The 11,742-nt window shown below is 72.2% G+C and carries 12 protein-coding genes; all 12 read left to right on the plus strand.

Annotated features, from left to right (window positions below; genetic code table 11):
• Positions 1-2: 2 nt before the first annotated feature.
• Positions 3-875, plus strand: coding sequence for a glycosyltransferase family 2 protein (locus AC07FV_RS12030; protein WP_479086616.1), 873 nt, complete (start codon positions 3-5; stop codon positions 873-875).
• Between the two features lie 95 nt (positions 876-970).
• Positions 971-1,900, plus strand: coding sequence for an ABC transporter permease (locus AC07FV_RS12035; RefSeq protein ID WP_479086617.1), 930 nt, complete (start codon positions 971-973; stop codon positions 1,898-1,900).
• Complete coding sequence (locus AC07FV_RS12040; RefSeq protein ID WP_479086618.1) at positions 1,893-2,672, plus strand: ABC transporter ATP-binding protein; 780 nt, start codon at positions 1,893-1,895, stop codon at positions 2,670-2,672. The genes AC07FV_RS12035 and AC07FV_RS12040 overlap by 8 nt, the downstream gene beginning before the upstream one ends.
• Before the next feature lie 361 nt (positions 2,673-3,033).
• Positions 3,034-3,936 carry a squalene synthase HpnC gene (gene hpnC, locus AC07FV_RS12045; protein ID WP_479086619.1) on the plus strand — a complete coding sequence of 301 codons (903 nt, stop codon included), beginning with the start codon at positions 3,034-3,036 and terminating at the stop codon, positions 3,934-3,936.
• Positions 3,933-4,883, plus strand: coding sequence for a presqualene diphosphate synthase HpnD (gene hpnD, locus AC07FV_RS12050; RefSeq protein ID WP_479086621.1), 951 nt, complete (start codon positions 3,933-3,935; stop codon positions 4,881-4,883). The genes hpnC and hpnD overlap by 4 nt, the downstream gene beginning before the upstream one ends.
• On the plus strand, positions 4,883-5,041 hold the full coding sequence (locus tag AC07FV_RS12055; protein ID WP_356612734.1) for a DUF6380 family protein: 159 nt from the start codon (positions 4,883-4,885) through the stop codon (positions 5,039-5,041). The genes hpnD and AC07FV_RS12055 overlap by 1 nt, the downstream gene beginning before the upstream one ends.
• Positions 5,038-6,474, plus strand: coding sequence for a hydroxysqualene dehydroxylase HpnE (hpnE, locus tag AC07FV_RS12060; protein WP_479086622.1), 1,437 nt, complete (start codon positions 5,038-5,040; stop codon positions 6,472-6,474). Before AC07FV_RS12055 ends, hpnE begins: the two co-directional genes overlap by 4 nt.
• 68 nt (positions 6,475-6,542) lie before the next feature.
• The gene (locus AC07FV_RS12065; protein WP_356612746.1) at positions 6,543-7,601 is read left to right on the plus strand and encodes a polyprenyl synthetase family protein; all 1,059 of its coding nucleotides are present in this window, start codon (positions 6,543-6,545) and stop codon (positions 7,599-7,601) included.
• Positions 7,602-7,720: 119 nt separating this feature from the next.
• Positions 7,721-9,787 (plus strand): squalene--hopene cyclase, encoded by a 2,067-nt coding sequence (shc, locus tag AC07FV_RS12070; protein WP_479086624.1) that lies wholly within the window; start codon positions 7,721-7,723, stop codon positions 9,785-9,787.
• Positions 9,787-10,431: a phosphorylase family protein gene (locus tag AC07FV_RS12075; RefSeq protein WP_479086625.1), complete on the plus strand. Its 645-nt coding sequence runs from the start codon at positions 9,787-9,789 to the stop codon at positions 10,429-10,431. Before shc ends, AC07FV_RS12075 begins: the two co-directional genes overlap by 1 nt.
• 6 nt (positions 10,432-10,437) lie before the next feature.
• On the plus strand, positions 10,438-11,460 hold the full coding sequence (gene hpnH / locus AC07FV_RS12080) for an adenosyl-hopene transferase HpnH (RefSeq protein WP_479086627.1): 1,023 nt from the start codon (positions 10,438-10,440) through the stop codon (positions 11,458-11,460).
• A 4-nt stretch (positions 11,461-11,464) separates the two neighbouring features.
• Positions 11,465-11,742, plus strand: a 278-nt coding sequence (locus AC07FV_RS12085) for a flavodoxin-dependent (E)-4-hydroxy-3-methylbut-2-enyl-diphosphate synthase (RefSeq protein WP_479086629.1), incomplete at its 3' end; no start/stop codon positions are given.

Below are 11,742 nucleotides of genomic sequence, written 5' to 3' on the forward strand. Positions count from 1 at the left end.
CCATGAAGGTCGGCGCCGTCGTCATCACGATGGGCAACCGCCCCGAGGAACTGCGCGCCCTGCTCGACTCGGTCGCCGGGCAGGACGGCGACCCGGTCGAGGTGGTCGTGGTCGGCAACGGCTCGCCCGTCCCGGAGGTGCCCGAGGGCGTGCGCACCGTCGAGCTGCCCGAGAACCTGGGCATCCCCGGCGGCCGCAACGTCGGCATCGAGGCCTTCGGGCCGGGCGGCAGCGACGTCGACATCCTGCTCTTCCTGGACGACGACGGCCTGCTCGCCCGCACCGACACCGCCGAGCTGTGCCGCGAGGCCTTCGCGGCCGACGACCGGCTCGGCATCATCAGCTTCCGCATCGCCGACCCGGACACCGGCGAGACCCAGCGTCGGCACGTCCCGCGGCTGCGCGCCTCCGACCCGATGCGCTCCTCCCGGGTCACCACCTTCCTCGGCGGCGCCAACGCCGTACGCACCCGCGTCCTCACCCAGGTCGGCGGCCTGCCGGACGCGTTCTTCTACGCCCACGAGGAGACCGACCTGGCGTGGCGGGCCCTCGACGCCGGCTGGATGATCGACTACCGGTCGGACATGGTGCTGAACCACCCCACGACCGCGCCGTCGCGGCACGCGGTCTACCACCGCATGGTCGCCCGCAACCGCGTCTGGCTCGCCCGCCGAAACCTTCCCGCGCCGCTCGTCCCGGTCTACCTCGGCGTGTGGATGCTGCTCACCCTGCTGCGCCGCCCCTCGCGACCGGCCCTGAAGGCCTGGTTCGGCGGCTTCCGCGAGGGCTGGGCCACCCCCTGCGGCCCCCGCCGGCCCATGAGGTGGCGTACGGTGTGGCGGCTGACCCGGCTGGGCCGGCCTCCCGTGATCTGACAAGCTCGTGTCCGAGAGCGCCCCGGTCCGCCCGGGGCCAACAGGTCCATGCCAGGCCCGCGCGGCCGAGCACTCCGAAGACGAAAGTTTCCCCAGTGAGTGAGACAACGCACGACGGCACGGTCGCCATGACCAGGCCCGTGTCGCCCGACGAGGGCCTCACATCGGCCCGGCTCGCCGCCAAGTACGGACTGTCGGTGAGCGGGGCCCGGCCGTCCCTCGCGGAGTACGTCCGTCAGCTCTGGAGCCGGCGGCACTTCATCCTCGCCTTCTCCCAGGCGAAGCTGACCGCGCAGTACAGCCAGGCCAAGCTCGGCCAGCTGTGGCAGGTGGCCACGCCCCTGCTGAACGCGTTCGTCTACTTCACGATCTTCGGTCTGATCCTGAACGCCGGCAAGGGCATGCCGAAGGACGTGTACATCCCGTTCCTGGTGACGGGTGTGTTCGTCTTCACCTTCACCCAGTCCTCGGCGATGGCGGGCGTGCGCGCGATCTCCGGCAACCTCGGCCTGGTGCGGGCGCTGCACTTCCCGCGCGCCTCGCTGCCGATCTCCTTCGCGCTCCAGCAGCTCCAGCAGCTCCTGGCGTCGATGATCGTCCTGTTCGCGGTGGTGATCGGCTTCGGCAGCTACCCCACCCTGTCCTGGCTGCTGGTCGTCCCGGCGCTGCTCCTGCAGTTCCTCTTCAACATGGGCCTGGCGCTGATCGTGGCCCGGATGGGCGCCAAGACGCCGGACCTGGCCCAGCTGATGCCGTTCATCATGCGGACGTGGATGTACGCGTCGGGCGTCATGTTCTCCATTCCGATCATGCTGGAGGACAAGCCGGCCTGGCTGGCGGACGTCCTCCAGTGGAACCCGGCCGCCGTCTACATGGACCTGATCCGCTTCGCGCTGATCGACGGGTACGGCTCGGAGAACCTGCCGCCGCACGTGTGGGCGGTCGCGCTCGGCTGGGCCGTGGTCCTGGCCGTGGGCGGCTTCGTGTACTTCTGGAAGGCGGAGGAGAGGTACGGCCGTGGCTGAGCAGCAGCAGGGCGAGCGGGTGCCGACGGTCATCGCGGACGAACTGCACATCGTCTACCGCGTCAACGGCGCCAGGACCGGCAAGGGCAGCGCGACCGCGGCCCTCAGCCGCATGATCAAGCGGGGCGAGGAGCGGGGCGTGCGCAAGGTGCACGCCGTGCGGGGTGTGTCCTTCACCGCCTACCGGGGCGAGGCCATCGGCCTGATCGGCTCCAACGGGTCGGGCAAGTCGACCCTGCTGCGGGCCATCGCCGGCCTGCTCCCCGCGGAGCGCGGCAAGGTCTACACGGACGGCCAGCCCTCCCTCCTCGGTGTGAACGCGGCCCTGATGAACGACCTCACCGGCGAGCGCAACGTCATCCTCGGCGGTCTGGCCATGGGCATGTCCCGGGAGCAGATCAGGGAGCGCTACCAGGACATCGTCGACTTCTCCGGGATCAACGAGAAGGGCGACTTCATCACCCTGCCGATGCGCACCTACTCCTCCGGCATGGCGGCCCGCCTGCGGTTCTCCATCGCCGCCGCCAAGGACCACGACGTCCTGATGATCGACGAGGCCCTCGCCACCGGCGACCGCAAGTTCCAGGCGCGCTCCGAGGAGCGCATCCGGGAGCTGAAGAAGGAAGCCGGCACCGTCTTCCTGGTCAGCCACAACAACAAGTCCATCCGGGACACCTGCAACCGCGTCCTGTGGCTGGAACGCGGCGAGCTGCGGATGGACGGCCCGACGGACGAGGTGCTCAAGGAGTACGAGAAGTTCACGGGCAAGTAGGACGACACGCCGGGGGCCCCGCCGGAACTGTTCCGGCGGGGCCCGCGTCTGCAAAGGATGCGTCAACTCCCGCTGTGCCTCGGAATGTTGAGGACGCCCGAGGCGTTCTCGTGGTGCTCGGAGGACCCCTGCGGACCGCGCCGAGTCGTACAACGTAAGCTGGAGCGGTCCAGGAAAACGCGGCACATGGGGCGATAATGCCCGACACCCTTGAGCGGGCCCGCCGTGCGGGCGGTCGGGCGGCGTGTCCGAAATAGTGTGTATTGGGTCGGCAGTGTAGAACGGGAGATGTGACGGCAATGGCGACGGAAACTCCCCACCTCCGCGACGCGTGCGCCGTCCCCGCCCGGGGCTGCCCGCGATGACGGCCACCCACCCGGCCCACGCCGTCGACCCGGAGCACGCCACCCTCGCCAAGGCCGCGAGCGAGAACTTCCCCGTGGCCCCCTTCTTCCTCCCCCGCGACTGGCGCACCGACCTCATGGCCGTCTACGGCTTCGCCCGTCTGGTCGACGACATCGGCGACGGCGACCTGGCCCCCGGCGGCGCCGACGCCCGCCTCCTCGGCGTCCCCGGCGACCGCGCCGACGACCGGCTGCTGATGCTGGACGCCTTCGAGGCCGACCTGCACAGGGTCTTCGACGGCACCCCCCGCCACCCGCTGCTGCGCCGCCTCCAGCCCACCGTTCGCCGCCGCTCGCTGACCCCCGCGCCCTTCCTCGGCCTGATCGCCGCCAACCGCCAGGACCAGGTGGTGAGGAGGTACGAGACCTACGACGACCTGCTCGCCTACTGCGAGCTGTCCGCCAACCCGGTCGGTCACCTCGTGCTCGCCGTCACCGGCACCTCGACGCCGGAGCGGATCCGCCGGTCCGACGCGATCTGCACCGCCCTCCAGATCGTCGAGCACCTCCAGGACGTCGCCGAGGACCTCGCCCGTGACCGTGTCTACCTGCCCGCCGAGGACATGAAACGTTTCCACGTCCAGGAGTCGGACCTCGCCGCGCCCAGCGCCGGCGCCTCGGTGCGCGCCCTGATCGCGTACGAGAACGGGCGCGCCCGCGACCTGCTGAGCGAGGGCGCCCCCCTGGTGGGCAGCGTCCGCGGCAGGCTCCGTCTGCTGCTCGCGGGGTTCGTGGCGGGGGGCAGGGCGGCGGTCCGGGCGATCGAGGCCGCCGATCACGACGTACTTCCCGGCCCGCCCAAGCCCGGCAAGCTCCCGTTGCTGCGCGAGGTGGGCGTGACCCTGCGAGGAGAGGGGTGATCGGGACCGTGGAGTCGTCAGCGCACACGTCGGCACCGGTACTCGCCGCCTACAGCTACTGCGAGGCCGTCACCGGACAGCAGGCCCGCAACTTCGCCTACGGCATCCGGCTCCTGCCGACGCCCGAGCGCCGCGCCATGTCCGCGCTGTACGCGTTCTCCCGCCGCGTTGACGACATCGGCGACGGCGACCTCGCGGGCGACGTCAAGGTCGCCCGTCTGGAGGAGACGCGGGCGGTGCTCGCCCGGATCCAGGAGGGCGCGGTCGACGAGGACGACACCGACCCGGTCGCCGTCGCCCTCTCCCACGCCGCGCGGGTCTTCCCGATCCCGCTCGGCGGACTCGACGAGCTGATCGACGGGGTCCAGATGGACCTGCGGGGCGCGACCTACGAGACCTGGGACGACCTGAAGGTCTACTGCCGCTGCGTGGCGGGCGCCATCGGCCGCCTCTCGCTGGGCGTCTTCGGTACCCAACGGGGGGCGCGCGGCGCCGAGCGCGCGCCCGAGTACGCCGACACGCTCGGCCTCGCGCTCCAGCTCACCAACATCCTGCGGGACGTCCGCGAGGACGCCGAGGGCGGGCGGACCTACCTGCCCGCCGACGACCTCGCCAAGTTCGGCTGCTCCGCCGGGTTCAGCGGGCCGACGCCGCCCGCGGGCTCCGACTTCGCGGGCATGGTCCACTTCGAGGTGCGGCGGGCCCGTGCCCTGTTCGCCGAGGGCTACCGGCTGCTGCCCATGCTCGACCGGCGCAGCGGAGCCTGCGTGGCCGCCATGGCCGGCATCTACCGCCGCCTCCTGGACCGCATCGAGCGCGACCCGGAGGCCGTCCTGCGCGGCCGGGTCTCGCTCCCCGGGCGCGAGAAGGCGTACGTCGCCGTGCGCGGCCTGTCCGGGCTGGACGCCCGGCACGTCACCCGACGGGCCGTCCGGAGGCGCGCCTGATGGACGCACCCGGCACACTCGACACTCCGGACCGGAGCGACGCCTCCGGCGGGGAGCGGCGGGCAACCCTCCGGTGGCGGTCGGCGTCCCTGACTGAGACGGTCGGCCGTACGCCGTTCAAACACCGCGGCGACCGGACAGGGAAGGGCGCACCATGACGCACGGCAACGGCACGCGGGACGGCGGTCAGCTCGCGGACGTCTCCGCCCTGCGCCCCGGCGGGCACGCCGTCGTGGTCGGCGGCGGACTCGCCGGGGTCACCGCCGCCCTCACGCTCGCCGATGCCGGGGTGCGCGTCACCCTGCTCGAAGGCCGGCCCCGCCTTGGCGGGCTCGCCTTCTCCTTCCAGCGCGGCGACCTTACCGTCGACAACGGCCAGCACGTCTACCTGCGCTGCTGCACCGCCTACCGCTGGTTCCTCGACCGCATCGGGGGAGCGGCGCTCGCTCCGGTGCAAAAACGTCTCGACGTGCCGGTCGTCGACCTCGCCCGGCCCGCGGGGCGGCGGCTCGGCAGGCTGCGGCGCGACGCGCTTCCCGTCCCCCTGCACCTGGGGCGGAGCCTCGCCACGTATCCGCACCTCTCGCTCGCCGAGCGGGCCGGGGTCGGACGGGCCGCGCTCGCGCTCAAGGGGCTGGACCTCGCCGACCCGGCGCTGGACGACCAGGACTTCGGCAGCTGGCTGGCCGCGCACGGCCAGTCGCCGCGGGCCGTCGAGGCGCTGTGGGACCTCGTCGGCGTCGCCACCCTCAACGCGGTCGCCGGCGACGCCTCGCTGGGTCTCGCCGCGATGGTGTTCAAGACCGGTCTGCTCTCCGCCCCGGGCGCGGCCGACATCGGGTGGGCCCGGGTCCCGCTGGGCGACCTGCACGACGGGCTGGCCCGCGCGGCGCTCGACGCCGCGGGCGTCCGGACCGAGGTCCGCACCCGGGTCACCGCCGTCCGCGCCGGGGAGGACGGCGGCTGGAGCGTCGAGGTCCCGGGCGAGACCCTGGAGACGGACGCGGTCCTCCTCGCCGTACCGCAGCGCGAGGCGCACGACCTGCTGCCCGTAGGCGCCCTCGACGCCCCGGGGAACCTGCTGGAGATCGGCACGGCGCCGATCCTCAACGTCCACGTCGTCTACGACCGCAAGGTGCTCGCCACGCCGTTCCTCGCCGCTCTCGGCACCCCCGTGCAGTGGGTGTTCGACCGTACCGAGGCCTCAGGGCTGAAGGAGGGGCAGTACCTGGCGCTGTCGCAGTCGACCGCGCAGCACGAGATCGACGAGCCCGTGGCCACGTTGCGCGAGCGGTACCTGCCCGAGCTGGAGCGGCTGCTGCCGCGCGCCCGGGGCGCCGAGGTGAGGGACTTCTTCGTGACCAGGGAGCGCACCGCGACCTTCGCTCCCGCCCCCGGCGTCGGCCGGCTCCGGCCCGGCGCCCGCACCAAGGCACCCGGCCTGTACCTGGCCGGAGCGTGGACCGCCACCGGGTGGCCCGCGACCATGGAGAGTGCGGTTCGCAGCGGTGTCGGGGCGGCGGGCGCCGCGCTCGGCGCCCTGGGCCGGTCCCGCGGCCTGCTTCCCGATTTCTTCGAGGAGGCGGCATGAGAACCGATCCGCGTGGGACCGACTCCCGCACTCCCGGTACCGCAACTGGAGGAAAGACTGTGCCCACTGTGCCCCCGGCCCCGAAGGCTGCCGAGGCGGTGGACGTGACCGCGCTCCTGGAGCGTGGCCGGACCCTGACCACGCCGGTCCTGCGGGCGGCCGTAGACCGTCTGGCACCTCCCATGGACACCGTCGCCGCCTACCACTTCGGCTGGATCGACGCCCAGGGCAGGCCCGCGGACGGCGACGGCGGCAAGGCCGTCCGCCCCGCGCTCGCGGTGCTCTCGGCCGAGGTCACCGGTGCCGCACCCGAGGTCGGCGTCCCCGGCGCGGTGGCCGTGGAGCTGGTGCACAACTTCTCCCTCCTGCACGACGACCTGATGGACGGCGACGAGCAGCGCCGCCACCGCGACACCGTCTGGAAGGTGCACGGCCCCGCCCAGGCCATCCTGGTCGGCGACGCCCTGTTCGCGCTCGCCAACGAGGTGCTGCTGGAGCTGGGCACCGTCGAGGCCGGCCGCGCCACCCGCCGCCTCACCAAGGCCTCCCGCGCCCTGATCGACGGTCAGGCCCAGGACATCTCCTACGAGCACCGCGACCGCGTCAGCGTCGAGGAGTGCCTGGAGATGGAGGGCAACAAGACCGGCGCCCTGCTCGCCTCCGCCAGCTCCATCGGCGCGGTGCTCGGCGGCGCCGACGAGTTCACCGCCGACACGCTGGAGAAGTACGGCTACCACCTGGGCCTCGCCTTCCAGGCCGTCGACGACCTGCTCGGCATCTGGGGCGACCCGGAGGCCACCGGCAAGCAGACCTGGAGCGACCTGCGCCAGCGCAAGAAGTCCCTCCCGGTCGTGGCCGCGCTCGCGGCCGGCGGCCCCGCGTCCGAGCGGCTCGGCGAGATCCTCGCCGCCGACGCCAAGACCAGCGACTTCGCGAACTTCTCCGAGGAGGAGTTCGCGGCCCGCGCCGCCCTCATCGAGGAAGCGGGCGGCCGGGAGTGGACCGCCGACGAGGCGCGCCGTCAGCACACCATCGCCATCGAGGCCCTCGACGCCGTGGACATGCCCGAGCGGGTGCGGGACCGTTTCACTGCACTCGCGGACTTCGTCGTCGTACGAAAGAGATGATCACTATCGGCCGAATAGCCCTCGCGTAGTCGCCGGCCGGTGTCGCGGGAAGGACCAGCACCGGCCGACGGCGGACCCACAGCAGAAGCACCGCTTGCACACTGCACGAAGGGGAAGCCATGACAGCGACGACCGACGGAAGCACCGGGGCCACCCTGAAGCCCCTGGCAGCCGCGGCCAGCGAAACCGACGACATCACGATCCCCGCCGAGGCGCCCGGGACGGCGGCGGCCGCCGCACACGCCACCCGGCGCGCCACGGACTTCCTGCTCTCCCTCCAGGATGCCGAGGGCTGGTGGAAGGGCGACCTCGAGACCAACGTCACGATGGACGCCGAGGATCTCCTCCTGCGCCAGTTCCTGGGCATCCTGGACGAGGACACCGCCCGCGCCGCCGCCCTGTTCGTCCGCGGCGAGCAGCGCGAGGACGGCACCTGGGCCACCTTCCACGGCGGCCCCGGCGACCTCTCCGCCACCGTCGAGGCCTACGTCGCCCTGCGCCTGGCGGGTGACGCCCCCGACGCGCCCCACATGGCGCGGGCCGCCGAGTGGGTCCGCTCCCGCGGCGGCATCGCCGCCTCCCGCGTCTTCACCCGGATCTGGCTGGCGCTCTTCGGGTGGTGGAAGTGGGACGACCTGCCCGAGCTGCCGCCCGAGATCATCTACCTCCCCACCTGGGTGCCGCTCAACATCTACGACTTCGGCTGCTGGGCCCGGCAGACGATCGTGCCGCTCACCATCGTCTCCGCCAAGCGGCCGGTACGCCCCGCCCCCTTCGCGCTGGACGAGCTGCACACCGACCCGCACCTGCCCAACCCGCCGCGGCCCCTGGCACCGGCGGCGAGCTGGGACGGTGCCTTCCAGCGCATCGACAGGGCCCTGCACGCCTACCGCAGGGTCGCCCCGCGCCGACTGCGCCGGGCCGCGATGAACACCGCCGCCCGCTGGATCATCGAGCGGCAGGAGAACGACGGCTGCTGGGGCGGCATCCAGCCGCCGGCGGTGTACTCGGTGATCGCCCTGTACCTGCTCGGCTACGACCTCGAACACCCCGTGATGCGCGCGGGACTGGAGTCGCTGGACCGCTTCGCCGTGTGGCGCGAGGACGGCGCCCGGATGATCGAGGCCTGCCAGTCCCCGGTGTGGGACACCTGCCTGGCCGTCATCGCGCTGGCCGACGCCGGGGTGCCCGCCGACCACCCGCAACTGGTCAAGGCCGCCGACTGGATGCTCGGCGAGCAGATCGTGCGCCCCGGCGACTGGTCGGTGAAGCGTCCCGGACTGCCGCCCGGTGGCTGGGCGTTCGAGTTCCACAACGACAACTACCCCGACATCGACGACACCGCCGAGGTCGTCCTCGCCCTGCGCCGGGTCAGGCACCACGACCCGGAGCGGGTCGAGAAGGCCATCGGCCGCGGGGTCCGCTGGAACCTCGGCATGCAGTCGAAGAACGGCGCCTGGGGCGCGTTCGACGTCGACAACACCAGCGCCTTCCCCAACCGGCTGCCCTTCTGCGACTTCGGCGAGGTCATCGACCCGCCGTCCGCGGACGTCACCGCGCACGTCGTCGAGATGCTCGCGGTCGAGGGCCTCACCCACGACCCGCGCACCCGGCGGGGCATCCGGTGGCTGCTGGCCGAACAGGAGGCGGACGGCTCGTGGTTCGGCCGCTGGGGCGTCAACTACGTCTACGGCACCGGCTCCGTCGTCCCCGCCCTGACCGCCGCCGGGTTCCCGGTCTCGCACCCCGCGATCCGCCGCGCGGTGACCTGGCTGGAGTCCGTCCAGAACGAGGACGGCGGCTGGGGCGAGGACCTGCGCTCCTACCGGTACGTCCGGGAGTGGAGCGGCCGGGGCGCCTCGACGGCCTCGCAGACCGCCTGGGCGCTGATGGCGCTGCTGGCCGCGGGGGAGCGGGAGTCGAAGGCCGTGCAACGCGGCATCGCCCATCTGGCCGCCACCCAGCGCGAGGACGGTTCCTGGGACGAGCCGTACTTCACCGGCACCGGCTTCCCCTGGGACTTCTCCATCAACTACCACCTCTACCGGCAGGTCTTCCCGCTCACCGCCCTCGGCCGGTACGTGCACGGAGACCCCTTCGCAGACCGGCACGGTGCGCTGAACGCCGCCGCACGCGCCGAGCGGCCCGCCGCCGAGACGTCCGCGGCCGGGGTGAAGGGCAGCTGATGAACGCGCAGACCGGCCCGTCCCCGCTGCTGATCGCCTGCGCGCTCGGCATCGAGCACCTCGCCCTGCGCACCGGCGACCGGGTCGGCGCCGACGGGCCGGTCACCGTCCTGCGCACCGGCATGGGGCCGAGGGCGGCCGAGCGTTCGGTCACCCGGGTGCTGGCCGAGGACAGGGCGCTCGGCGGTGCCGCCGTGCTGGCCACGGGCTTCTGCGCGGGACTCGCCCCCGGCATGCACCCCGGCGACCTGGTCGTCGCCGAGGAGACCCGGGACCCGCGCTCCACCGTGGCGTGCGTCGGCACCGACCGGCTGGTCAAGGAGCTGAGGCGGGCCCTTCCCCGGCGCACCGTCCACACCGGTCCGCTCACCGGCTCGGACCACGTCGTCCGCGGTCCCGAGCGCGCCGACCTGCTCGCGACCGGCGCGATCGCCGTCGACATGGAGTCCGCGGCCACGCTCCTGAGCGCCGTCCGGGCGGGCCCGCGTCCGGTTGCGGCCGTCCGGGTGGTCGTGGACGCTCCAGAACACGAACTGGTCCGGATCGGCACGGTGCGCGGTGGAATATCAGCTTTCCGTGTTCTCCGATCCGTTCTTCCCGCATTCTTCGAATGGCACCGTTCTTTGCTGCTCCCCCGGAGGTGAGCCCAGATGGCCATGCCGCTGCGTCAGTCCGTCAAGGTCGCTACATACCTGGCCGAACAGAAGATCCGCCGGCGGGACAAGTTCCCGCTCATCGTGGAGCTGGAGCCGCTCTTCGCCTGCAACCTGAAGTGCGAGGGATGCGGCAAGATCCAGCACCCGGCGGGGGTGCTCAAGCAGCGCATGCCGGTCGCGCAGGCCGTCGGGGCGGTGCTCGAATCGGGTGCGCCGATGGTCTCCATCGCCGGTGGCGAGCCGTTGATGCACCCGCAGATCCACGAGATCGTCCACCAGCTGGTGGCCAAGCGGAAGTACGTCTTCCTGTGCACCAACGCCCTGCTCATGCGCAAGAAGATGGACAAGTTCAAGCCCTCGCCCTACTTCGCCTTCGCGGTGCACATCGACGGCCTGCGCGAGCGGCACGACGAGTCCGTCGCGAAGGAGGGCGTGTTCGACGAGGCGGTGGAGGCCATCAAGGAGGCCAAGCGGCGCGGCTTCCGGGTGACCACCAACTCCACCTTCTTCAACACCGACACCCCGCAGACCATCGTCGAGGTCCTCAACTACCTCAACGACGACCTCAAGGTCGACGAGATGATGATCTCGCCCGCCTACGCCTACGAGAAGGCACCCGACCAGGAGCACTTCCTCGGGGTGGAGCAGACCCGCGAGCTGTTCAAGAAGGCCTTCTCCGGCGGCAACCGCGCCCGCTGGCGGCTGAACCACTCCCCGCTGTTCCTCGACTTCCTCGAGGGCAAGGTGGACTTCCCGTGCACCGCGTGGGCGATCCCGAACTACTCGCTGTTCGGCTGGCAGCGCCCCTGCTACCTGATGAGCGACGGCTACGTGCCGACCTACCGGGAGCTGGTCGAGGAGACCGACTGGGACAAGTACGGCCGCGGCAAGGACCCGCGCTGCGCCAACTGCATGGCGCACTGCGGCTACGAGCCCACCGCCGTCCTGGCCACGATGGGTTCGCTCAAGGAGTCCCTGCGCGCCATGCGCGAGACCGTCTCCTCGAACCGGGAGTGACGGCGTGACCGCCATCTCCCTGGGCGTCCCCGAGGTGCCGGTCCGGCCGCTCGCCGAGCGACGCGTGTCGCGGCGGATCCAGGTCGGGTCGGTGGCGGTGGGCGGCGATGCCCCCGTGTCGGTCCAGTCCATGACCACGACCCGTACGTCGGACATCGGTGCGACGTTGCAGCAGATCGCGGAGCTCACGGCGTCGGGCTGTCAGATCGTGCGGGTGGCCTGTCCCACGCAGGACGACGCGGACGCGTTGCCGGTGATCGCGAGGAAGTCGCAGATCCCGGT

This window comes from Streptomyces sp. NPDC045956, assembly GCF_056430705.1.

Excerpts from the sequence above, each read along its gene's own strand:
- hpnC (WP_479086619.1), top strand. The coding sequence starts at position 3,034 with ATGACGGCCACCCACCCGGCCCACGCCGTCGACCCGGAGCACGCCACC.
- hpnE (WP_479086622.1), top strand. The coding sequence starts at position 5,038 with ATGACGCACGGCAACGGCACGCGGGACGGCGGTCAGCTCGCGGACGTC.
- shc (WP_479086624.1), top strand. The coding sequence starts at position 7,721 with ATGACAGCGACGACCGACGGAAGCACCGGGGCCACCCTGAAGCCCCTG.
- AC07FV_RS12055 (WP_356612734.1), top strand. The coding sequence starts at position 4,883 with ATGGACGCACCCGGCACACTCGACACTCCGGACCGGAGCGACGCCTCC.
- AC07FV_RS12030 (WP_479086616.1), top strand. The coding sequence starts at position 3 with ATGAAGGTCGGCGCCGTCGTCATCACGATGGGCAACCGCCCCGAGGAA.
- hpnH (WP_479086627.1), top strand. The coding sequence starts at position 10,438 with ATGGCCATGCCGCTGCGTCAGTCCGTCAAGGTCGCTACATACCTGGCC.
- AC07FV_RS12075 (WP_479086625.1), top strand. The coding sequence starts at position 9,787 with ATGAACGCGCAGACCGGCCCGTCCCCGCTGCTGATCGCCTGCGCGCTC.